Origin of the sequence: Sphaerisporangium album, assembly GCF_003323745.1 — a bacterium.
In the GTDB taxonomy this organism is placed as follows: domain Bacteria; phylum Actinomycetota; class Actinomycetes; order Streptosporangiales; family Streptosporangiaceae; genus Sphaerisporangium; species Sphaerisporangium album.
Genome location: NZ_QOIL01000010.1, coordinates 249,382 through 272,020 on the forward strand (window position 1 = coordinate 249,382; position 22,639 = coordinate 272,020).

Sequence of the window (22,639 nt, forward strand, 5' to 3'; positions counted from 1 at the left end):
GGGGGGCGGCGATGACGCTCGTCAAGGTGCGCGACCTGGTCGTCCGGGCCGGCGGCCGGGTCATCTCCAGCGTTCCGGTGCTGGACGTCGAGCCCGGCCGGTGCGTGGCCATCGTCGGCGAGAGCGGGTCAGGCAAGACCACCGCGCTCATGGCCACGCTCGGCCTGCTGGACACGGCCGAGGTCACCGGCGAGATCGGCGTCTGCGGCGTCGACGTGGCGACCGCCTCGCCGCGGCGGCTGCGCGAGATGCGCGGCGCGCGTGCCGCGCTGGTCATGCAGTCCCCGAGGGCCGCGCTCACCCCCACCATGCGCCTCGGCACGCTGATGCGCCGCGCGCTCGCCCGCCACGGCGTCACCGGCCGCGAGGCCGCGCGGCGCGCCGAGGACGCGGTCGCCGCCGTCCTGCTCGACCCCGCCCTGCTGGCGCGGTACCCGCACGAGGTCTCCGGCGGGCAGGCCCAGCGGTTCGCCATCGCGCTGGCCATCGCCCTCGGCGCAGAGGTGATCCTGGCCGACGAGCCGACCAGCGCGCTGGACGTCACCGTGCAGGCCGAGGTCGTCGGCGTGCTGAGACGCCTGCGCGACGAGCGGGGCCTGGCGCTGCTGCTGGTGTCCCACGACCTGGCCCTGGTGTCCTCGGTCGCCGATCACGTGCTGGTCATGCGGGACGGCGCGGTGGTCGAGAGCGGCCCCGCCGCCGAGGTCTTCGCCCGCCCCCGCGACCCCTACACCCGCGAGCTGATCGCCGCGGTCCCCGAACTCCCGGAGGCGACCCCATGACCCGGTCGAACCCGCCGGACCCGTCCGGCCTGGACGAGCCGTCGCCCTCCGCGCGCACGCCCGGTGCCGGGCCCGGGGTTCGTCCAGGAGCGTCACCCGATTCCGGCGGCCCGGGTGGACGGCTGTGCGCCGAGGCGGTGACGCTCGCCTACGGGCGCACCACGGTCGTGCACGAGGTCGGCCTCACCGTCGAGGAGGGCGGCGTCGGGCTGGTCGGCGAGAGCGGGTCCGGCAAGACCACCCTGGCCCGCGCCCTGCTCGGCCTGCTGGCCCCCCGCTCCGGCAGGATCACCTACGGCGGGCGAGACCTCGCGGCGATGCGGCGCGGCGAGCGGGCGGGCTTTCGCGGCGCCGTCCAGCCGGTGTTCCAGGACGGCAGCGACGCGCTCGACCCCCGCATGCGCCTCGGGTCCTCGATCGCCGAGGCGCTCGCCGCCCACCACCGGCTCGACCGCGCCGCCCGCCGCGCCCGCGTCGCCGAGCTGCTCACCGACGTCGGGCTGGACCCGGAGCTGGCCGCCAGGCGGCCGCACGAGGTGTCGGGCGGGCAGCGGCAGCGCGCCGCCATCGCCCGCGCCCTCGCGGTCGAGCCGCGCGTCCTGGTGCTGGACGAGCCGACCAGCGCGCTGGACGTCACCGTGCAGGCGCGCGTCCTCGACCTGCTGGAGGACCTGCGCGCCGGGCGCGGCCTGACGTACCTGCTGATCACCCACAACCTGGCCGTCGTCGACCGGCTCTGCCGCACCTGTCACGTCATGTTCGCCGGCCGCGTCGTGGAGTCCGGACCCGCCCGCGAGCTGCTCACCCGCCCCGCCCACCCCTACACGCTCGCCCTGCGCGACGCCGTGCCCCGGATCGGCGGCGCGCCGCCCCGCGCCGCCGGGCGCACCGACGCCGTCCCCGCCGCCGAGGGCTGCGCGTTCCGCCTGCGCTGCCCGCTGGCCGTGGACCGGTGCCGTACGCAGGCCCCGGCGCCGCGCCCGGTCCAGGGCCGCGTGGTCGCCTGTCACCGCGCCGAGGAGGTCCTCGCGGGTGCCGCACGTAAGTGACCTGCTGAGGACCCCGGCCGGGCGGCGCCTGACGCTGGTCGCCGGCCCCTGGGACGCGCGGCCGGTCGAGAGCGTCGTCCTGGTCGACGAGCCGGGGGAACTGTCCCGCGCCCCGGCCGGCGCGGTCGCCGTGCTGTCGCGCGGCGCGGCCCGCGACGGGCCCGGCGTCACCGCTTCGCTGCGGGTCGCCGGCGAGCGCGGGCTGGCCGCGCTGGTGGTGCAGGGCCTTTCCGGCACCTCGCCGCCGATCGTCGAGCTGGCCCGCAAGGCGCGTGTGGCGCTGCTGGCGGGCGCCCCGGGCCAGACGCTGTCGGACCTGGTGTTCGGCCTGCGCGAGGTCGTGCGCTCCGACCCCGGCGTGCTGCTGCGCCGCACCCGCGAGGCCGTCGAACGGCTGGGCGCGGTCGAGGGCGCGGGTGAGGACGTCATCCTGCGCGCCGCGTCGGCGGCGGTCGGCGTGGCGTACGACGTGGCGGGCGTCGCGGGCCCGGCGGGTACCCCAGGGGCCGTCTCCGCGGCGACCCCGGACTCGGGGGCCGTTTCGACGGTCGCCTCGACCTCGGGGGCCGTCTCGGCGGCCACCTCGGCCGTGATCCGGGTGGACGGCCGCGCCGACGGCTACGTCCGGTGGGCCGAGGAGGACCCGGCCGCCGCGATCGTCGCGGGGGTGGTCGCCGCCATGCTCGGCCGCGTCCGCGCCGCCGCCCGCGCCGCCGAGGCCGCGCGCTCGGCCGCCCTGCTGGCGCTGCTCCGCGCCCCGGCCAAGGACCTGCCCGCGGCGACACGGCGGGCCCGTGTCGCGGGCGTCCCCGTCGAGGGCTGGCACGTCGCGGTCTTCACCCGCGCGGCCCCCGCCGCGTTCGCCGGGGCGGACCTCGGAGGGAGCGTCCTGACCACGCCGTGGCAGGACGGCGTGCTGACCGTCCACACCCGCGACGAGCGTCCCCCGCGCGGCGAGGACCCGCTGGACACGGCGCTGATCGCCAAGGTGCTGCCCCCGGACGCCGTGGCGGGCCTCGGCACCTGCCAGCGGGGCCCGGAGGGGCTCCGGCGCACCGCCGCGCAGGCCCGCACGGCCGCCGCCCGCGCGCGTCCCGGCGAGGCGGAGGCGTTCGACCGGCTCGGCGTGCACGCCGTCCTCGCCGAGCTGACCGGCAGCGACAGCGCCGTCATGGCCGCACGCGACATGCTCGGGCCCCTGGACCGGCTCGGCGCGCTGGCCCCGCACGCCGTGCCCACCCTCAAGGCGTACCTGGACGCGTGGGGCTCGCGGACGAAGGCCGCCGCCGTGCTGAACCTCCATCCGAACGCCGTCGCCCACCGCGTCCGCCGGATCGCCGAGGTCCTGGATCTCGACCTGTCCGACCCGCAGACCCGGTTCGCGCTCCAGCTGGCGTGCCACGTCCTCACCGAGGCGGGCCCGTGACCCGGTGTGCCGGGGAGACAACACCCCCGGGGGCGTCGTTGTGAGGGCACATCGACACCCGTCCGGCACTGGCCGTACGGTCCCTGCCATGCTCACAGGGTCCACCGGTTCGACCGGGTCGACAGGGTCCACCGGGGCCGCGCCGTCCACGCCGTCCACGCCGTCGGACGCCTCCGTGCCGTCCGCGCGCTCCACGGGCTCCCCGGCGTCCCGGGACGCGCGCGAATCCGGCGCCTCCACGGTCATCGGCGTCGACGTCGGCGGCACGTTCACCGACCTGGTGGCCTACGACGCCGGCACCGGCGAGATCACGGTGGCGAAGCAGCCCACGACCCCCGAGGCCCCCGAGCGGGGCGTCCTCGCGGCCGTCGACGCGGCGGGCGAGGGCCTGCTGGCCCGCTGCTCCTACTTCGTCCACGGCACCACCGTCGGACTCAACGCGCTGCTGGAACGCCGTGGCGCGACCGTCGGCCTGATCACCACGCGGGGCTTCCGCGACGTCCTGGAGATCCGCCGGGGCGACCGCGACGACCCCTACGACCTGTTCTGGACGCCGCCACCGCCCCTCGTGCCCCGCAGGCTCCGCAGGGAGGTCCGCGAGCGGGTCGCCCACGACGGGACGACCGTGCAGGACCTCGACGAGGCGGGCGTGGCCGCCGCGGCCGAGGTCTTCCGCGCCGAGGGCGTGGACGCGGTCGCCGTCGTGCTGATCAACGCCTACGCCGACCCCGCCCACGAGCTGCGCGTGCGCGAGCTGCTGCGCGCCGCCGGGTTCGGCGGCGAGGTGTCGCTGTCGCACGAGGTGTCGGGGGAGTACCGCGAGTACGAACGCACCACGACCACGGTGGTCGACGCGTTCGTCCGCCGCCGGATGGGCCCCTACCTGCACCGACTCGACCGTGAGCTGCGCCGCAGGGGCTTCTCCGGCCGTCTGCTCGTCACCCGCTCCGGCGGCGGCGCCTTCACCCTGGCCGAGGCCGCCGCCCGCCCGTTCGAGACCATCCTGTCCGGGCCGGTCGCCGGGGCCGCCGCCACCGCGCGGCTCGCCCGCGTGCTCGGCATCGGCGCGGCCGTCGCCGCCGACGTCGGCGGCACCAGCTTCGACACCGCCCTCATCGAGGACGCCCGGCTGCCGCTGCTCTTCCAGGGCGAGGTGCAGGGCCTGCCGCTGCAGAGCCCGTGGGCGGACGTGCGGTCGGTCGGCGCGGGCGGCGGATCGGTGGCCTACGTGGACGCGGGCGGGCTGCTGCGCGTCGGCCCGCGCAGCGCGGGCGCCGTCCCCGGGCCCGCCTGTTACCAGCGGGGAGGCGCCGAGGCGACGGTCACGGACGCCGCGCTGCACCTCGGCATGATCGTCCCCTCCGGCATGTCCGGCGGCATCACGCTCTCGACGGCGCGCGCGGCGGAGGTGCTCGCGCCGCTGGCCGCGCCCTCCGGGCTGCCCGGCGCCGACGAGGTGGCCGAGGGCGTCGTCCGCATCGCCGCCGCGCACATGGCGCAGGCCGTGCGCGGGGTGAGCGTCGAGCGCGGCGCCGACCCGCGGGGCGCGACGATCGTCGCCTTCGGCGGCGCGGGCCCGCTGTTCGGCTGCCTGCTCGCCGACGAGCTCGGCGTGGACCGCGTCGTCGTCCCGCCCAACGCCGGCAACTTCTCCGCGGTGGGGCTCATGCAGGCCGACATCCTGCGCAGCGCCGCCCGCACGCTCGTCCGTCCCCTGGACGACGCGGCGCTGGAGGAGATCGCCGCGACGGCGGACGCGCTGTTCGCCCGCCTGTCCGGCCGCGACGCCGCCGGAGCCGCCACAGACGGGGAAGGCCACGGGGACGAGGGGGAGGCCGTGCGCGAGCTCGACCTGGACCTGCGCTACCGGGGCCAGGAGCACACGCTGACCGTGCGCGCCGAGCCCGGCGAGGACGCCGCCGCCGTCCGGGAGCGGTTCGCCGCCGCCTACCAGCGCTCCTACGGCCACGAGCTGGCCGACCCGCTGGAGGTCGTCACCGTCCGGGCCGCGCTGCGCGTGCGGCTGCGGGACGAGCGCGAGCTGGTCCCCGCGCCGCCCTGGCCGGGCGGGCCGTCCGCGCGGGAGATCGAGCTGTGGTCCTTCCGGCGCCGCGCGTTCGTCCACTCGCGGGCGGTCCCGCGCGCCGCGCTCGCGGGCGCCGTCCCCGGCCCGCTCGTGGTGGTCGAGCCGACCGCGACCACCTACGTCGACGAGGGGTTCACCGTGGAGGCGCACCCCAGCGGATGCCTGCTGGTCACCAGGACCGGCACGGACGGCGGCGCGGCGCACGCGGAACGGGCGACCCGCGAGCGGGACCGCGCGGTACAGGGACCATGGGAGCACGGGGGGAAGGCATGAACGCCATCGTCAGGACCACCTTCGCCGAGCCCCACCCGGGACTCGCCGAGGGCGCGGACCCGATCACGACCGAGATCGTCCGGCAGGGGCTCAACGCCGCCGCCGACCACATGAAGCGGTCGCTGATCCGCACCGCGTTCTCGCCGATCATCTACGAGGCCCTGGACTTCGCCGTCGCGTTCTACGACGCCGACCTGTGCATGCTCGCCCAGGCCCCCACGCTGCCCGCCTTCATGGGCACGCTGGGCTTCTGCGTGCGCGAGGCCGTGGAGGGCGTCGGCGGCCCCGCGGCGCTGGCTCCCGGCGACGTCATCCTCTACAACGACCCCTACGGCACCGGCTCCCACCCGCAGGACGCCGCCATGGTCGTCCCGATCTTCGTGGAGGGCCGCCTGGTCGCCTACTCCGCGATCAAGGCCCACTGGCTCGACATCGGCGGCAAGGACCCGTACTGCACCGACACCCTGGACGTGTACCAGGAGGGCACGATCTTCCCCGGCGTGAAGCTGTACGACGCCGGCCGCCTGGTCACCGACGTGTACCGGATGATCCTCGCCAACAGCCGCATGGCGGACATGGTGATCGGCGACATCAACGCCATGGTCGCCGGCGCGCGGGCGGGGGCCGAGGCGCTGGCCGCCATCGTCGAGCGCTACGGCGCCGAGGTGTTCGGCAGGTGCGTCGCCCGCATGTACGCCCACGGCGAGGCGCTCGTGCGGAGCTGGTTCGAGAAACTGCCCGACGGCGTCTACACCGCTTCCAGCGTGATCGACTCCGACGGCGTCAGCGGCGTCCCCGTGCCCTTCGGCGTGCGGGTCACCGTCGAGGGCTCGGGCATCGTCGTCGACCTGACGGACTGCCCGGACCAGACGCCCGGCCCGATCAACTGCCCGCTGCCCTCCACGGTCGCGGCCTGCCGCCTGGCCATCGCGTTCCTCGCGGGAGCGGGCGAGCAGCCCAACGAGGGCCACTTCCTGCCCCTGGAGGTGATCACCCGCGAGGGCTCCCTCTTCCACCCCGTCCGGCCCGCGCCCTGCTTCATGTACGGCATCCCGTCCGACCACGCCATCGAGCTGATCATCCGCGCCCTGGCCCCCGCCGTCCCCGGCTCGGTGCCCGCGGCCAGCGGCGGCGACATCAACGCCCTGGTGTGGTGGGGGAACCGCGAGGACGGCGGCGCCCCCTGGGCCGACGGCGCCCCGCACCCCGTCGGCCAGGGCGCCTCCCCGTCCGCCGACGGCGCCAGCGCGCTGATGTACATCTCCGAGTCGGCCACCCGGTTCACGCCCGCCGAGGTCTGGGAGGCGCGCAACCCCTGGCGCGTCGAAAGGCTCGCCCTGGCCGAGGACTCCGGGGGGCCCGGCCGGTACCGTGGCGGGCTCGGGCTGGACCTGTCCTTCCGCTGCCTGGAGGACCAGTACCTCACCTCCGCCCTCGCCCGCACCGCGCTCGCCCCCTGGGGCCTGTCCGGCGGCCTCCCCGGCCGCCCCAACCGGCTCACCGTCGAGTACCCGGACGGCACCACCGAGGAGCACTCGCTCAGGACGCGCATCCCCCTGCCCAAGGGCACCATCGTGCACCTGCGGACCGGCTCGGGCGGCGGCTACGGCGACCCCTCGGAGCGCGACCCCCGCGCGGTGGCCGACGACCTGCGCGAGGGCTACATCACCGAGGACCACGCCCGCCGCCACTACCCGCACGCGCTCCCGGCTCGATCGCGGTAGGGCTTTCTCCGGTCGCCGCCGGGCGCGGGGGATCGTCAAGGCGGCGGAGATCTATCCGCTCCGGGGGAGATCCAGGGTCGCCGGCCGGTGCGGGCACGGGGTGCCCACCGCGAAACCCGGGGAAGATCCCTCCCTTCCCGGGCCCGGAGAACATAGTGTGATGTGATGGATCGTCGCATCTTCGGCTTGGAGAACGAGTACGGCGTCACCTGCACGTTCCGGGGTCAGCGCAGGCTGTCCCCCGACGAGGTGGCGCGGTACCTTTTCCGCAGAGTCGTGTCCTGGGGCCGATCGAGCAACGTGTTCCTCCGAAACGGCGCCCGCCTCTACCTCGACGTCGGCAGCCATCCCGAATACGCCACCCCCGAATGTGACAACGTCGTCGAGCTCGTCACGCACGACAAGGCCGGCGAGCGCATCCTCGAGGGCCTGCTCGTGGACGCCGAGAAGCGGCTTCGCGAGGAGGGCATCGCGGGGGACATCTACCTCTTCAAGAACAACACCGACTCGGCCGGCAACTCCTACGGTTGCCACGAGAACTACCTGGTGGGCAGGCACGGTGAGTTCGGCCGCCTGGCCGACGTGCTGATCCCCTTCCTGGTGACCCGGCAGATCATCTGCGGCGCGGGCAAGGTGCTCCAGACGCCGCGCGGCGCGGTGTACTGCGTCTCGCAGCGCGCCGAGCACATCTGGGAGGGGGTGTCGAGCGCGACCACCCGGTCCCGCCCGATCATCAACACCAGGGACGAGCCCCACGCCGACGCCGAGCGCTTCCGCAGGCTGCACGTCATCGTCGGCGACTCCAACATGAGCGAGGCGACCATGCTGCTCAAGGTCGGCGCCACCGACCTGGTGCTACGCATGGTCGAGGCCGGCACGGTCATGCGCGACCTCAGCCTGGAGAACCCCATCAGGGCGATCCGCGAGGTCTCCCACGACATGACCGGCCGCAGGCGCGTGCGCCTGGCCAACGGCCGCGAGGCCTCCTCGCTGGAGATCCAGCAGGAGTACCTGTCCAAGGCGCGCGACTTCGTCGACCGGCGGGGCGGCGACGCGACCACGCGCAGGGTGCTGGAGCTGTGGGAGCGCACGCTGCGCGCGGTCGACACCGGCGACCTCGACCTGGTCTCGCGCGAGATCGACTGGGTCACCAAGTACCAGCTCATCGAGCGCTACCGCAACAAGTACGACCTGCCGCTGTCCTCGCCGCGGGTGGCCCAGCTCGACCTCGCCTACCACGACGTGCACCGCAAGCGGGGGCTGTTCTACCTGCTGCAGCGGCGCGGCGCGGTGGAGCGGGTGGCCTCGGACCTGAAGATCTTCGAGGCCAAGTCGGTGCCGCCGCAGACCACGCGGGCGCGGCTGCGCGGCGAGTTCATCCGCAAGGCGCAGGAGAAGCGCCGTGACTTCACCGTCGACTGGGTGCACCTCAAGCTGAACGACCAGGCCCAGCGCACGGTCCTCTGCAAGGACCCGTTCCGCAGCGTGGACGAGAGGGTGGACAAGCTGATCGCCGGCATGTGAGCCGTCCGGTCGCCGGCCCGCCCTCGCCTCGGCGTCGGCGGGCCGGCGGCCTGCCGGGGCCGGACGGGCCTCCCGGCGGGCGTCCGCTCTGAAACTTTCACCCGTGCCGGTGGCGCGCGCCGCCGTCGCGCGCCACCCGCCTCGCGCATTACCCCTTCTTTGCCTGCGGCTTTCCCGCACCTGTCCTGCACGGCCGATGTGACTCCGCTAGAAGGGTTTACGAAGGTAAGGTCACGCTTCGGCAAGATCGAGTCGCGTGATCCTCGTGGTCGTGGCCGTCGGGTAGTGTTACGCGAACGTGACGCCTCTTCGAGGGATACCCATGCGCCGACTGGCCCTTCTCGCCGCCCTTCCGCTGCTGTTCGCCGCCGCCTGCGGCAACAGCGGCGACGTCACCGCCAAAACGGGGGGCTCGTCCGGCGCGTCCTCCGGCGTCAAGGTCGCCGGTGATTTCGGGAAGAAACCGCAGGTCACCTTCCCCTCGGGCAAGCCGCCGGCGACGTCCTCCTCCCAGACGATCACCTCGGGGCAGGGCGCGCAGCTCAAGGACGGCGACGCGGTCGTCGCCAACCTCACCGCCTACAGCTGGGACGGCAAGACCAACGCCCTGTCCGGCTCCACCTACGACGAGGGCGCGCCGCAGCTCATCACCGTCGACAACAAGCTGCCCTCCGTGGTCCACAAGGCGTTCCAGGACAGCAAGCCGGGCGGCCGCTTCCTGGCCGTCGTCGCCAAGGACAGCCTGACCGCCGAGCAGATGGAGCAGGCCAAGTCGCAGGGAGCCGACACCTCGATCGCCAGCGTCTACGTCGTGGACGTGATGGGCGTCTCCACCGTCAAGGCCGCCCAGGGCACCGCCACCGACCCCGGGGTCAAGGGCGTCGCGCTGGAGAACCCCGGCGGCGACCAGGCTCCCAAGCTGACCACCAAGACCGACGCGGCCGCCCCCAAGGAGCTCGTCAGCAAGACCGTGATCAAGGGCACCGGGCCGGTGGTCAAGTCGGGCCAGACCATCCTCGTCCACTACACCGGCAAGATCTGGGGCACCGACACCGAGTTCGACAGCAGCTGGGGCCGCGGCCAGCCGGTCATGTTCCCGATCGGTGTCGGCAAGGTCATCAAGGGCTGGGACCAGAGCCTGGTGGGCGTCCCGGTGGGCAGCCGCATGCTCGTCACCATCCCGCCGGACCTCGGCTACGGCAAGGCCGGTCAGGGCGACAAGATCAAGGGCACCGACACCCTGGTCTTCGTCGTGGACGTCCTCGGCGCGTACTGACAGGCATGAGACGGGGGGACCCCGCGGCCTGAAGCCCGCTTCGTGAAGGCGCCCGGACCGGTGACGGTCCGGGCGCCTTCACGCGTGAGGGGTGGCCGGTGGGAGCGGCCTAGACTCGCCACTGTGAGCAGCGACGATCTCGATGTCCCCGGTGCGCCGGACACCGCCGGTGCCCCGGACGCGCTGGCCGCGCTGAGCGTTCTCCGCGACCCGGTGCGGCGGGCGTTGTACGACTACGTGGCCGGGCAGAGGAACGAGGTCGGGCGGGACGAGGCCGCGCGGGCGGCCGGGGTGGGCCGCACCCTGGCCGCCTTCCACCTGGACAAGCTCGTCGAGGCCGGCCTGCTGGAAACGGGCTTCCGGCGGCTGACGGACCGGACGGGGCCGGGCAGCGGGCGTCCCGCCAAGGTCTACCGCCGCTCGCCGGGGGAGCACCAGGTCAGCCTGCCCCCGCGCGACTACCGCACGCTGGCGCTCGTACTGGCCGAGGCCGTGGACGCGCTCGGCGGGGAGGAGGCCGCGGAGGCGGCGGCGCGCCGGGTGGGGGAGCGGGCCAGGGCGTCCGGGCTTCGCGAGGCCCTGGAGGAGCGGGGCTACGAGCCCTACCACGACGGCGACGTGATCCGCCTGCGCAACTGCCCCTTCCACGTGATCGCCCAGGAGCGCCCCGTCCTGACCTGCGCGCTCAACCTCGCCCTGTGCGAGGGACTGCTGTCCGCCCTCGGCGACGACCACGTCACCCCGCGTCTGGACCCCCGTCCGGGCGAGTGCTGCGTCTCGTTTTCTAAAAACAATGAACATTGACATGGAGTGGGTCGGCGTGGTGTCCTGGCGCCATGCACCTCGCCCAGCTCAACGTCGCCCACCTGCGCGCCCCCGTGGACTCCCCTGAGATCGCCCAGTTCGTCGCCGCCCTGGGGCCCGTCAACGCGATCTCCGACGCCTCTCCCGGCTTCGTCTGGCGCCTGAAGGAGGACGAGGACGACCCCACCGCCACCGTCCGGCACGACCACGGTGACCTACTCCTGATCAACTTCTCGGTCTGGGAGTCCCGCGAGTCCCTGTGGAACTTCGTCTACCGCAGCCCCCACCTGGAGTACCTGCGCCGCCGCCGCGAATGGTTCCTGCGCGCCGCCGAGCCGTACAGCGTCATGTGGTGGATCCCCGAAGGCCACATCCCCACCTTGGACGACGGCATGAGCAGGCTGCGGACGCTCAGGGAGAACGGCCCCTGCCCGGACGCCTTCACCTTCACCGACTTCCACGAGCCCCAGGCGCCCCGGCCGCAGCGGGAAGGGAACCTGGCCGGCCGGCCCGCCTGAACCGGGACGCGCCAGGCCGCCGGGGGCGACGCTGATGCATGGATTCCCAGGTCAAGGCAGCAAACTAGCGGTATGAGGGGAAGATGGGCCGAGTTCGCGGCCAGGCACCGTGGCGAGATCGGGGACGCGCTGCTGGCCGTGGCGGTCCTGGCCTTCACCGTCCCGACCACGCTCGTGCACCGGGCCTTCTCGCTGTTCTTCGAGGCGCCGGACTGGCTGGAGATCCTCGCCGGGGTCATCACGGCGGCGACCATGCTGCTCCGGCGCCGCACGGCCTGGCCGATGATCGTCGCCGCGATCGGATGCGCCGTCCTGACCGGGCAGGCGGTGCCGTTGACGCTGGCCGCCTACTCGATGACGTCGGAGAACAAGGTGCGCCGCTGGCACTGGGCGGTGGCGGTGATGGCGGCCGTCTACGTCGTGGCGGACTACGTCAATCCCTACACCGACGAGTTCCTCTACCTCGCCGTGGTCCGCGCGCTGACGCTCGTCTACCTGCCCGCGCTGGTCGGTACCTGGGTGTGGGAGTACCGCGACCTGATCGGGGAGTTGCGGGCGGGGGTGCGGCTGCGTGAGGAGCACGCCGCCTCCCGGGAGCGGCGGTGGCTCGCGGGGGAGCTGCACGACACCGTGACCCACGCGGTGACCTCCATGGTCCTCAACGCGGGGATCATCCGGGAGGCCGGGGATCCCGCGGAGATCGGCGAGCTGGCCGCCACCGTCGAGGACAAGGGGGTGCAGGCGCTCGCCGAGCTCCGCGAGCTGCTCACGGTGCTACGCCGCGAGGACGTGCCCCGGTCGGCGGCCGGCGTGGACGCGATCCCGCGCCTGGTGGAGGAGGCGTCCGCCACCGGCATGCGCGTCAGCCTCCACTTCGACGTCCCACGGGACGTGCTGCTGCCCAGGCAGGTCGGGCACACGTGCTTCCGCGTGGTGCAGGAAGGGCTGAACAACGTCCGCAAGCACGCGCCGGGATCGCGGGTTCGGGTGACCTGCACGGTGGCCGGCGAGGTCGTGAACGTCTCGGTGGTCGACACCGGCTCCGGCGGCGACGGGACGGCTCACCGCTTCCCTCCTATCCAGAAGTCCGGTTACGGCCTGAGCGGTCTACGGGAACGCGTCGTCCACGCGGGCGGCGAACTCCAGGCCGGCCCCACCCTCGAAGGCGGCTTCGCCCTGACCGCCCGGATCCCCATCCCCGCCGCGTCCTGAACCAGGATGGCGGCGAACCGACACATCGGTCGACAGGCGAGCCCTTACTCCGAGGCGCGCCATTGTCGGGCCTGTAGGGATTCATCGCGCGGCAAATGCGGCCGCGCGTCTAGCCTGCCTGGCAAGTGACGTCCGAACGCCCCGATTTTTGCAAGGAAACAGGCCGCGGAATACCCGCCACGCGCAGGCGGGAAGGCATGAGTCAGGACAGCAGTGAAGCCGCGTGCCTGCCGGCGGCGGCCGAGGTCAGGAAGCCGGCCAGGTCCTCGTCGAGGCCGCGGCCCATCGTGGACAGCTTCACCGGGCTTCGCCGGAGCAGCTCCTCCAGGCCGTCCACCGGGACGCGGACCAGCTCGTGGCGGCCGGCCAGCTCGGACGCCTGCTCGGCCACGCGGTCGCCGAAGTCGCCCGGGAGCTCCGGCACCACCACCTGCGCGGGCGCGAGGGCCACCCGGCCGTAGGCGGTGAGGGAGTGGTGGGAGACGCCGATGTGGCGTTCGCGCAGGTCGCCCTCGCTGACCCTCAGCGCAGCCACAGGACGGCCGCCGAGGACGGCCGCCGCGTTGACGGCCTCGCCCGCCGACACGCCCGAGAAGCCCCAGCGCGTGCCGGTGCCGAGATTGCCGGGGCCCTGCGTCACGATCGCGACGTCGGCGGACAGCACGTGCCTGGCCGCCAGCAGGCCCGTATGGACGGTGACCGCCTCGACGTCCCCGCCGAAGGACTGCCCGGTCGTGACCACCCCGCACAGCCAGCCGATCTCGCGCAGGCGGGCCGCCGACATCGAGAACCACCCCGGCAGCGCGCCGCCGTCGAGCATCACGTAGGCCACCCTCGGCGCTCTCACCGGCGAAGACGCGACCTCACCCGCGGGGCCGGCGTAATCCGCCGGGGGCCGTGAGCCGAACAGGCCGCACAGGATCGCGGGCAGGGCGGAGTGCAGGTCGGCGACGACCACCGGCATGCCGTCGAGGGAGTCCGCGTCGCGCAGGACGTCGTGGAAGGGGGAGTCCTGCTCGTCGGCGCCGAGCACCGTCGCCTGCAGCGGGGTGTACCGGGCCTTGACCAGGTGACCAGGTCCTTGAGGATCTTCGGGCAAACGATCCGGCAGGGCCACTACCATGGCATAGCCTCCCGTACCGAGGCCCATGGCGAGTGCGGTCGTGTTGAGCAGCACCGCGTCGCCTGGCTCGGGACGGCCCACCAGCCGTGGGTAGGCCAGCGCCCGGCATTCCCCCTCGGGAAGGCTCACCTGAAGTTCGATCGCCCCCGGCCACTCGCGCCGGACCGACAGCACCTCGCCCTTGCGCCACCTGATCACCCGGCAAGGGTAGCGTCACCCAGGAGAAGGGAGGCCCGATGTCTCGGCGGAAGACCGAGCGGCTGCTGAACCTCGTCATCTGCCTGCTCGCCACCCGGCGCCCGCTCAGCGCGGAGCAGATCCGCCACGCCGTGCCCGGTTACGACGCCGGGAACGACGAGGCCTTCCAGCGCATGTTCGAGCGGGACAAGACCGAGCTGCGAGAGATCGGCATCCCCGTCCAGGTGCACAAGGACCCCTGGGAGGACGAGCCCGGGTACCGCATCGAGCGCCAGGCGTACGAGCTGCCCGAGATCACGCTGGAGGCCGACGAGGCGGCCGTGCTCGGCCTGGCCGCCCAGGTGTGGCAGCGCGCCACCCTGGCCGAGGCCGCGAGCGGCGCGCTGCTCAAGCTCAGGGCCGGGGGAGTGCAGACCGACGAGTCCGCCGCCGGGCCGCTGGAGCTGCGCGTGGACACCCGCGACCCCGCCTTCGCGGGCCTGTGGGAGGCCGTGCGCGACCGCCGGGTCGTCCGGTTCGACTACCGCGCCGCCGGCAGCGAGGTCATGCTCACCCGCACCGTCGAGCCCTGGGGCGTGGTGAGCCGCCGCGGCCGCTGGTACCTGGTCGGCCACGACCGCGAGCGCCGCGCCCCCCGCGTCTTCCGGCTCAGCCGGATCAGCGGCCCCGTCACGCCGGTCGGGCGCCCGGGCGCGGTCACGGTGCCGGACGACGTCGACATCCGCTCCATGGTCGGCCATCGCGACAGCCTGCTGCCCGAGCGGGCGGCCACCGTCCGGGTCCGCGTGGGCACCTGCCTGTGGCTGCGCCAGACGGGCACCGTCCGCCCCGGAGACGACGGCTGGGACGTCGTGACGCTCGACTTCGCCGACCCCGAGTGGATCGCCGGGTCGATCGTCGGCTTCGCGTCCGACGCCGAGGTCCTCGACCCGCCGGACGTCCGCGAGGCGGTCATCCGCAAGCTGAAGGGAGCGCTGGCGTGAGCACCGCCGACCGCCTGCCGAGGCTCCTGGCCCTGGTGCCCTACCTCATGTCCCACCCGGGCGCGCAGGTGCCGGAGGTCGCCAGGCTGTTCGGCCTGACCGAGAAGCAGCTCATCGACGACCTGCAGCTCGTCTGGATGTGCGGCCTGCCCGGTCACACCCCGGGAGACCTCATCGACGTCTCCTGGGACGGCGGCGAGATCCTCATCGACAACGCCGAGACCATCGCCCGTCCCCTGCGCCTGGGCGTCGACGAGGCCAGCGCGCTGCTGGTGGCGTTGCGCATGCTCGCCGAGCTGCCCGAGTTCCGGGACAGCGAGGCGCTCGCCCGGGTGGTCGCCAAGCTGGAGAGCGCGGCGGGCGAGGGTGCCGCGGCGATCAGCAGCCAGGTCGCCTTCGAGCTGGACGCGGCGCCCGACGCGATGACGACGGTCACCGACGCCCTGCGCAGGCGGCGCCGGCTGTCGCTGCGCTACTACGTGCCGGGCCGCGACGAGATCACCCCGCGTGAGGTGGACCCGACCCGGCTGGTGATGGTGGACGGCCGTTCCTACCTGGAGGGCTGGTGCTACCGCGCCGACGGCATGCGGCTGTTCCGGCTCGACCGCATCATCGGCGTCCAGGTGCTGGACGTGCCCGCCGAGCCGCCCGCCGAGGCCGAGCCGATCGACGTCACCGACGGGGTCTTCCGGCCCTCGCCGACCGACGAGCTGGTGGAGCTGGAGCTGACCCCGGCCGGCCGCTGGGTCGCCGAGTACTACCCGTGCGAGGAGGTCACCGAGCTGGGGGAGGGCCGGCTGCGGGTGACGCTGCGCGCCCGCGACCAGGGCTGGCTCGTACGGCTGGCGCTGCGCCTCGGCGACGGCGGGCGGGTGACCGCCCCGGAGTCGCTGGCGCTGCGGGTGCGCGAGGAGGCCTCGGCGGCGCTGCGGCTGTACGAGTCCGCCCGGTGAGGGCGTCTCACGGCCCTGCGATGTGATCGAACCGCGATATTTCGCCTCCGCCTTGGGTAAAGTGCCACCTCATGATGTGGATCTACGTCGCGGTCGGCCTGGCCGTCGCCGGCCTGGTCCCGCTCGGGTTCCTGACCGCGCGCGTGCTGGTGGCCGTACGAGGTCTGACACGTGAAATCGAGCGGACCGCCGGCCGTCTGGAGACCGTCAGGCCCGCCCCCGCCCCCTCCGCGGCAGCATTGAAAGGCCGGGAGGGGTGAAGTATGTATCCGGGGCAGCGTACGATCGACCTGAGATTGCACGTCTGTCTGCTTTAAGGATGTGACATGGGTGGATTGGGTGCGCCCGAGCTGATCATCATCGGGCTGGTCCTGGTGCTGCTCTTCGGCGCCAAGAAACTTCCCGACACCGCGAGGGCTCTGGGTCAGTCGCTGCGGCTGTTCAAGAAGGAGACCACCAAGCTCCACGAGGAGGACGACGCCAGGGCCGCCCAGGCGAACGCCCAGCCCATCGTGGTCCAGCCGCAGCCCATCCAGCCTGCGGCGCCGTCCGTGGAGGACCGGCTCCGCCTCCTGGAAGAGGAGAACGCCAAGCTGCGCACCACGTCGCAGGCGCGTGCCGGCGAGGCCACCGTCGGCGGCTCCTCCGCCGCGCAGACGCCCAAGGACCAGGGCTCCGTCTGACCACAGGTCCCGTACGGCCCGCATAATCTGACCGCCCGCGAAGACAGGGACGCCGGATGGCACTGCTGAAACGGTCGAGCCCGGCCGACAACGGCCAGGTCGCCCCCGAATCCGAGGGGCGCATGTCGCTCATGGATCACCTCCGTGAGCTGCGCAACCGACTGGTCAAGGCCATGCTCGGCCTGATCGTCGGCACCGTGATCGGCTTCGTCTTCTTCGACCGGTTGTGGACGTTCATGACCGGTCCGTACTGTCGCCTGCCCGCCGCGCACAAGCTCAACAACCAGTGCACGCTCGTGGTCCAGGGCGTCTTCGAAGGCTTCATGGTCAACCTCCAGGTCGCCCTGATGTTCGGCGTCGTGGTGGCCGCGCCGATCTGGCTCTACCAGCTCTGGGCCTTCGTCACCCCGGGGCTCTACCGCAACGAGCGCCGGTACTCGATCGCGTTCCTGGCGCTGGCCGTCCCGCTGTTCGTGGCCGGCGCGGCGCTGGCGTACCTCACGATGGACAAGGGCCTGTCCCTGCTGCTGGGGTTCGCCCCCGGCAACGTGATCCCGCTCATCAGCATGGACCAGTACGTCGGGTTCCTGATGGCGATGCTGATCATCTTCGGGCTCTCGTTCGAGCTGCCGCTGCTCATGGTCTTCCTCAACCTCATCGGCGTGCTGCCGTTCAAGCTGGTCAGCAAGCACCAGCGCATGGTCGTCTTCCTGATGTTCCTGTTCGCCGCCGTGGCGACGCCCAGTCAGGACCCGATCACCATGCTGGCGCTGGCCGTGCCGATGGTGGGCATGTTCATGATCGCCGAGGTCTTCATGTACTTCCACGATCGCAGGAAGGAACAGGCGGAGGCCCAGCGCCAGCGCGAGCTGGCCGAGGAGCTGGACGGCCAGGGCGCCGGTCCGTCCGTGGATTAGCCGCGGCGCTACGCGCCGCCTCCAGGCGATGATCCGGCCCACGAGCCGCTTCGCGCTGCCTGCGGGCCTCCGGTAACCCTTCGAACCGACCACGCCGCCGCACGCTTCGCCGTGCGGTGGCTTCGTCGTGTCCGGGCAGGGCCCGCCCTGGCATAGTGCGCTCCCCCCTCACAGATGGGAGGTAGGCGGACGATCTCTTCTGCGGTTCCATCGAGGCAGATCTTCGCGATGCCGCCCTATCGGGGGCAGGGAAGGAACGCCGATGGGAACCATCGCCCGCTTGTCGAAGGCCGGCAGGGTCACGGCGGCGCTCGTCGCCGCGATCACGGCGCTGGGCCTGACGCTCGGGACGGGAGCGTCGGCGGCCCACGCGGACCCCGCCGATGACGCTCCGGCGGTGCTGGCGGCGCCGGCCTTCCAACTGCCCGTCCCGTGCGGGCAGCGGTGGACGACCTCCACGCACAGCGGGCACGCCAGCCAGTACATGGTCGACATGATCTCCCAGAGCGGCGCCACGGCCGGCACCCCCGTCCTGGCGTCCGCAGCCGGGACGGTGACCACGTCGACCTTCTACAGCGACGCCGGCAACACCATCGTCATCGACCACGGCGGGGGCTGGACGACGCGTTATCTCCACATGGCGAGCCGGGCGCTCGGGGTCGGCGCCGTGGTCGGGCGGGGCCGGCAGATCGGCACCGTCGGCAGCACCGGAAGCGCGACCACCGGGGCGCACCTGCACTACGAGCAGAAGCTGAACGGCGGGGTCGTGCAGGCGACCGTCGACGGGCACCTCATCCCCGTGACCTGGTCGTACGGCCAGCACACCGAGACCAGCCGCAACTGTGACGCGGGCGGCCCGGCGAAGTACTGGGTCGACATCTTCACGGCGGCGCCGGGGTACTCCTCGCCGGGCGGAGTCCGGACGGGCACGCTGAACCAGGGCACCCAGTACGTGTACTGCCGCGCGTGGGGCCCGATCGTGCAGGTGGGAAGCGCCTACAACCACTGGTGGCTGAGGACCGACCTCGACTCGGGCAACCCGTGGCAGAACCAGTGGGTGTCGGCCTACTACCTCGCCCGCTGGGGCAACGACGAGGCCAGGGACAACAGCGGTGCCCAGATCCCCGACTGCTGATCACCTCCTTGCGCCGAGCGGATCCCCGGGAGGCGCCGGGCCCGGCCCGTCCGGCACGGGAGTGGCAGGGATCCCCTCCTCACCCCTAGATCGGATGGGTTCGTGCGGATAGGTTCCGGTTGTGGCTGGTGAGCTCGTAGTCCTCGTGAACCCCGCGGCCCGTGGCGGCCGTACCCTGCGCCTGCTCGACCCGGTCGTGCGCCGACTGCGGGAGGGCGGCCGGCCGGTGTCGGTCATCGTGGGAACCTCGGCCGACGACGCGCTCGAACGCGCATGCACCGCCGTCGCCGAGCAGCCCGACGCGCTGGTCGCGTTCGGCGGCGACGGGCTCGTACACCTGGCGCTCCAGGCCGTCGCGGGCACCGACGTCCCGCTCGGCGTCATCCCGGCGGGCACGGGCAACGACATCGCCGCCGCCCTCGGCATCCCGCACAGGGACCCGGTCGCGGCGGCCGGTGTCGTCGCCGAGGGCAGGACGCGGGTGGTCGACGCGGCCAGGACCGGCGGCGGCGAGTGGTTCGCCGGGGTGATGGCCTGCGGCTTCGACTCCAAGGTCAACGAGCGGGCCAACCTGCTCACCCGCCCGCCGGGCGCGGCCAAGTACCTGCTGGCGATGCTCCAGGAGCTGCGGTCCTTCGCGCCCATCCCGTTCACGGTCACCCTGGACGGGGAGACCACCGAGCGCGAGGCCATGCTGGTGGCCGTCGCCAACACCGGGTCCTACGGCGCGGGCATGCGGGTGTGCCCGCAGGCCGTGCCCGACGACGGCCTGCTCGACGTGCTCGTGGTGGGCCCGATGCCCACGGCGGCCTTCCTGCGGGTCTTCCCCCGCGTCTACCGGGGCACCCACCTCGGCCACCCCGCCATCACCACCCACCGCGCCCGGCAGGTGACCGTCCAGGCCCCGGACGTCATCGCCTACGCCGACGGCGAGCGCCTCGGCCTCCTGCCCCTCACCTGCGAGATCGTCCCCGGCGCGTTACGCGTGATCACTCCTTGATCCGATGGCGCTCACCCGCGGACGGATACCGGTCCGGCCCTACGAGAGGTCCAATCAGCTCGTCCATGATCACTCCGTCCGGCCGGTGGATGTGCCTAGTTAGAGTTCAGGTGTCGCGTCAGCGCGTCGGCGGACTCGCGGGCGCCGGCGGAGTCGACCGCGGCCAGTGTGTCCCGTGCTTCTACCGCACGGCGGCGTATTTGGCCGGACGAGATCTCACGGAGTTGGCCGAGGGCGATGATGGCGAGGGATGCACCGTCATCGACTTCGCCTGCTTGCACGAGGCATTGGGCCAGAACGAATTGTCTGCCTGCGCGGTTGCGTCCGAATGATGTTCCGGTGTGGGCAACGGAGGACTGGTAGTACGGGATCGCAGCCTTGTGCTTGCCGGCGTCGGTGAACAGATGGGCCTGGATCACCTCGGTTTCTGACTGGTCGTAGAAGGCCGTCCAATCAGGAGATGGCGGTCCTGTTCGCGGTCGCTCCAAAATGCGCATGGCTCGGGTCAGGGCGGCGCGAGCGCCCGCATGGTCGCCCATGAGTGAGAGAGCACGTGCCTCACGGCTAGCGATGATCGACAGCAGGACAGGAGATCCGAGAGGCTGGGCTTGATGACGTGCGGCGGCCAACAGGTCGAGAGCGTGCCTCGGTCGCTTTTCGTAGTTCGCCTGGAGGCCGAGCATCGCCAGTGACTGCACTTTGAGATCGGTGTGGTCGAGGGTGGTGCCGATGGTCAGGCCCTCGTTCCAGTAGTGGCGTGCCTTGTCCTGTTCGCAGGCGTCGAAGTGGAGGTAGGCGCAGCGATTCGCGGTCTCGCCGGCCAGCAGGCGGAGCTGGCGGCCGATCGAGTCGGAGTAGGTGCTCGTCTCGATGATGCGACGGATCCGGTGCAGGTGCCGGACGGCCAGGGCGCGGACCTCGCTGCCGCCGTGGGCGTCGCCGAGCGTGCGGAGTGCGCGCAGGCCCGCGCGCAGCTCCTGGACGTGCGGCGTGCCGACCGCTTCGGGAGGGGTGAAGGCGCCGAGGGCGGCGCCGGCCGTCGTTCCCATTGCAGTCGTCACGAATGTACGACGGTTCACGTCCGATTCCTCTATTTGATCCGTTATTAGAAAACTGCATGGGTTTATTTCACCGTAAGGCGCGGGTGGGAAACCCAGGTCCGCCGGGTTGACCCCGAACATGGCGTGCAGCACGCGCCAGGCCTTCTGACGGGGTCGGGGCGGGTTGGGCAGGCACCAGCGCCGGAATTGGCGGTCGGTCAGCTCGACCGGCTCGCCGACCATGTATGCCGCCTGCGTGAACGCGGCCAGGAACGCGGCCGGCCGGTCCCACCCCCGATCGGCGCACGCCTGCTCGAACAGCGTTCCCTGTCGCCCCATGCCCACCTCCGCGTGATCGACCCAATTCGGAGGGTAATCGAAAGTCCGGAGAAGAAAAGCCCATCGGCAAAGAAAAGTCGTCCCGAATGACGGCGCGAAGATCGTCGGTGTACCGGCCCTGCCCGGTTGTCTTGAGGCAAGGTTCCCCCTGGAGAAGGACACCCGGACGAATGAGAATCTATTCCCACGACGGACAGCAGGAGAACGCCGTTTTCGCCGGTGACGAGGCGTCTGTCGGGAAGGCCCGGCGGTGGCTGCGGAAGATCCTCGGTGACCATCCCCGCCGCGACGACGCCCTGCTGCTGCTTTCGGAGATCTTCACCAACGCCGTGGCCCACACCGCGTCACCGGAGATTCCGGTGACCGTCCTCGTCGAGTGGGACGGGACCGTCCAGGTCAAGGTCACCGACCGGGGAGGCGCGACGGTGCCGTGCGTCTGCCGCGCCCCGGCCGATGCCCTGGCGGAGGGCCGACGCGGGATGCACCTGGTCCGCGGCCTTTCCAGGCGCTGGGGCTTCGTCAAGGACACCACCGGCTGCACGGTCTGGTTCACCCTCGACCCCCGCGAACCCCCGCAGGCGGACGGGCCGCCGATCTCACCGGCCAATCGCCGATCGACCTATCAGGAGGTCCAGGACGGGTGAGCGTGAGGACGACGCCGTAGCGTCCTTCGGCCGGTCCGCCGTCTGTCGGGCGGGACGGCTCGGCGTCAACCTTCATGACGTTCCGAATGTTCCGCCGGCTTGTCCGGCTCTGGCCATGGCGTCGGTTACCGGTGCGAACACCTTGACCGTCATGCCTTCTCAGGCGAGCGTTGATCCCTCGAGTCCGTGCACACTTTGACGCAAAGGAGGGTTCCATGGGACTACGGTTCATCGGAAAGGACCCGGAAAGTGACAGCGACCACTCGCCGGCGGTGTGGCTCGATGAGACGACCGGCGACCTCATCCTGCAAGGCTGGAGGATCACCGACGCCGAGACGCAGGCGGAGATCGGGACCGTGCCCAAGAACGAGACGATCATACGATTCCCCTTGCGGATGATCCCGTTCGTACTGGAGGCAAACGGTGGAGACGGTTCCGGTTCCGTCGTTCGGTGAGCTGATCTCCGGTGCCCGGCGGTCGGCGGTGCATCTGGAGATGCGCGACGTCTACGATCCCGGGTCACGCCGGTTCGCCGCGTGGCGGGCCGGTCACCGTGAGAATCCGGCGGACCGAGAGGGGTGGTGGAGCCCCTTCCACCAGGTCATCGCCGACTCCGTCACCCGGGGCGTTCAGGTGCGCCGCGCTCGGGTCGTGTCCGAACCGCTCAGCGAGTATGTCCGCTTCGAATACGACGTCACCTTTTCCAACATCGCTGCCGGTGAACAGGTGCGGTGGCTGGCCCGGCGTCGCGCTTCGGACCTGGCCCTTCCGGTCAACGACTTCTGGGTGTTCGACGACCGCCTGGTCCGGCTCAGTCATTTCGCGGGCGACGGGACGTTCGTCGAGGACGAGTTGACCGAGGACCCGGCGATCGTGAAGCTGTGCCTCGAATCGTTCGAGCAGGTGTGGGAACGCGCCCTCGACCACCACGACTTCCACCCCGCCTGACC

General features: G+C 72.4%; 22 protein-coding genes. 20 read left to right on the forward strand and 2 right to left on the reverse strand.

Going from position 1 to position 22,639, the window contains the following annotated elements; translation table 11 throughout:
- Positions 1-11 precede the first annotated feature (11 nt).
- The 10 genes from DQ384_RS19565 to DQ384_RS19610 all read left to right on the forward strand — a co-directional run bounded on the left by DQ384_RS19565 (position 12) and on the right by DQ384_RS19610 (position 12,674).
- Complete coding sequence (locus tag DQ384_RS19565) at positions 12-782, forward strand: ATP-binding cassette domain-containing protein (RefSeq protein WP_114030281.1); 771 nt, start codon at positions 12-14, stop codon at positions 780-782.
- On the forward strand, positions 779-1,831 hold the full coding sequence (locus DQ384_RS19570; RefSeq protein WP_114030282.1) for an ABC transporter ATP-binding protein: 1,053 nt from the start codon (positions 779-781) through the stop codon (positions 1,829-1,831). Before DQ384_RS19565 ends, DQ384_RS19570 begins: the two co-directional genes overlap by 4 nt.
- A complete protein-coding gene (locus tag DQ384_RS19575) occupies positions 1,815-3,257 on the forward strand; it encodes a helix-turn-helix domain-containing protein (RefSeq protein WP_147268826.1) in 1,443 nt (480 codons plus the stop codon). Before DQ384_RS19570 ends, DQ384_RS19575 begins: the two co-directional genes overlap by 17 nt.
- A gap of 88 nt (positions 3,258-3,345) precedes the next feature.
- Entirely contained in the window at positions 3,346-5,616 is a 2,271-nt protein-coding gene (locus DQ384_RS19580; protein WP_114030284.1) for a hydantoinase/oxoprolinase family protein, read from the forward strand.
- Positions 5,613-7,340: a hydantoinase B/oxoprolinase family protein gene (locus DQ384_RS19585; RefSeq protein ID WP_114030285.1), complete on the forward strand. Its 1,728-nt coding sequence runs from the start codon at positions 5,613-5,615 to the stop codon at positions 7,338-7,340. Before DQ384_RS19580 ends, DQ384_RS19585 begins: the two co-directional genes overlap by 4 nt.
- A gap of 165 nt (positions 7,341-7,505) precedes the next feature.
- Positions 7,506-8,864, forward strand: a complete 1,359-nt coding sequence (gene pafA / locus DQ384_RS19590) for a Pup--protein ligase (RefSeq protein ID WP_114030286.1) — start codon at positions 7,506-7,508, stop codon at positions 8,862-8,864.
- A 322-nt stretch (positions 8,865-9,186) separates the two neighbouring features.
- The gene (locus tag DQ384_RS19595) at positions 9,187-10,140 is read left to right on the forward strand and encodes an FKBP-type peptidyl-prolyl cis-trans isomerase (protein WP_114030287.1); all 954 of its coding nucleotides are present in this window, start codon (positions 9,187-9,189) and stop codon (positions 10,138-10,140) included.
- Positions 10,141-10,263: 123 nt separating this feature from the next.
- A complete protein-coding gene (locus DQ384_RS19600) occupies positions 10,264-10,944 on the forward strand; it encodes a helix-turn-helix transcriptional regulator (RefSeq protein WP_245966610.1) in 681 nt (226 codons plus the stop codon).
- A gap of 32 nt (positions 10,945-10,976) precedes the next feature.
- The gene (locus DQ384_RS19605; protein WP_114030288.1) at positions 10,977-11,462 is read left to right on the forward strand and encodes a DUF3291 domain-containing protein; all 486 of its coding nucleotides are present in this window, start codon (positions 10,977-10,979) and stop codon (positions 11,460-11,462) included.
- Between the two features lie 72 nt (positions 11,463-11,534).
- Positions 11,535-12,674 carry a sensor histidine kinase gene (locus tag DQ384_RS19610; protein ID WP_114030289.1) on the forward strand — a complete coding sequence of 380 codons (1,140 nt, stop codon included), beginning with the start codon at positions 11,535-11,537 and terminating at the stop codon, positions 12,672-12,674.
- A gap of 202 nt (positions 12,675-12,876) precedes the next feature.
- On the opposite strand, the gene DQ384_RS19615 is transcribed toward DQ384_RS19610, so the two are convergent.
- A complete protein-coding gene (locus tag DQ384_RS19615) occupies positions 12,877-13,995 on the reverse strand; it encodes a DUF3866 family protein (protein WP_114030290.1) in 1,119 nt (372 codons plus the stop codon).
- 38 nt (positions 13,996-14,033) lie between these two features.
- Here DQ384_RS19615 and DQ384_RS19620 point away from each other — a divergent pair, with 38 nt between their 5' ends.
- The 7 genes from DQ384_RS19620 (at position 14,034) to DQ384_RS19650 (ending at position 19,666) form a co-directional block, all read left to right on the forward strand.
- On the forward strand, positions 14,034-14,978 hold the full coding sequence (locus DQ384_RS19620) for a helix-turn-helix transcriptional regulator (protein ID WP_114030291.1): 945 nt from the start codon (positions 14,034-14,036) through the stop codon (positions 14,976-14,978).
- Positions 14,975-15,931: a helix-turn-helix transcriptional regulator gene (locus DQ384_RS19625; RefSeq protein WP_220183018.1), complete on the forward strand. Its 957-nt coding sequence runs from the start codon at positions 14,975-14,977 to the stop codon at positions 15,929-15,931. Before DQ384_RS19620 ends, DQ384_RS19625 begins: the two co-directional genes overlap by 4 nt.
- Before the next feature lie 71 nt (positions 15,932-16,002).
- Positions 16,003-16,191, forward strand: a complete 189-nt coding sequence (locus tag DQ384_RS19630; RefSeq protein WP_114030292.1) for a hypothetical protein — start codon at positions 16,003-16,005, stop codon at positions 16,189-16,191.
- Positions 16,192-16,257: 66 nt separating this feature from the next.
- The gene (gene tatA, locus DQ384_RS19635) at positions 16,258-16,614 is read left to right on the forward strand and encodes a Sec-independent protein translocase subunit TatA (RefSeq protein ID WP_114030293.1); all 357 of its coding nucleotides are present in this window, start codon (positions 16,258-16,260) and stop codon (positions 16,612-16,614) included.
- A 56-nt stretch (positions 16,615-16,670) separates the two neighbouring features.
- Positions 16,671-17,531, forward strand: a complete 861-nt coding sequence (tatC, locus tag DQ384_RS19640) for a twin-arginine translocase subunit TatC (RefSeq protein ID WP_114030294.1) — start codon at positions 16,671-16,673, stop codon at positions 17,529-17,531.
- Between the two features lie 262 nt (positions 17,532-17,793).
- A complete protein-coding gene (locus tag DQ384_RS19645; protein ID WP_114030295.1) occupies positions 17,794-18,666 on the forward strand; it encodes a M23 family metallopeptidase in 873 nt (290 codons plus the stop codon).
- A gap of 121 nt (positions 18,667-18,787) precedes the next feature.
- Complete coding sequence (locus tag DQ384_RS19650) at positions 18,788-19,666, forward strand: diacylglycerol/lipid kinase family protein (protein WP_114030296.1); 879 nt, start codon at positions 18,788-18,790, stop codon at positions 19,664-19,666.
- A gap of 95 nt (positions 19,667-19,761) precedes the next feature.
- Here DQ384_RS19650 and DQ384_RS19655 read toward each other — a convergent pair whose 3' ends face one another.
- A complete protein-coding gene (locus tag DQ384_RS19655; RefSeq protein ID WP_114030297.1) occupies positions 19,762-21,045 on the reverse strand; it encodes an NsdA family TPR-like regulatory protein in 1,284 nt (427 codons plus the stop codon).
- A 170-nt stretch (positions 21,046-21,215) separates the two neighbouring features.
- Here DQ384_RS19655 and DQ384_RS19660 point away from each other — a divergent pair, with 170 nt between their 5' ends.
- The 3 genes from DQ384_RS19660 to DQ384_RS19670 all read left to right on the forward strand — a co-directional run bounded on the left by DQ384_RS19660 (position 21,216) and on the right by DQ384_RS19670 (position 22,637).
- Complete coding sequence (locus DQ384_RS19660) at positions 21,216-21,689, forward strand: ATP-binding protein (RefSeq protein ID WP_181871290.1); 474 nt, start codon at positions 21,216-21,218, stop codon at positions 21,687-21,689.
- 215 nt (positions 21,690-21,904) lie between these two features.
- Positions 21,905-22,144, forward strand: a complete 240-nt coding sequence (locus DQ384_RS19665; protein WP_114030299.1) for a hypothetical protein — start codon at positions 21,905-21,907, stop codon at positions 22,142-22,144.
- Positions 22,113-22,637, forward strand: a complete 525-nt coding sequence (locus DQ384_RS19670) for a DUF6879 family protein (RefSeq protein WP_114030300.1) — start codon at positions 22,113-22,115, stop codon at positions 22,635-22,637. The genes DQ384_RS19665 and DQ384_RS19670 overlap by 32 nt, the downstream gene beginning before the upstream one ends.
- Positions 22,638-22,639: the final 2 nt, after the last annotated feature.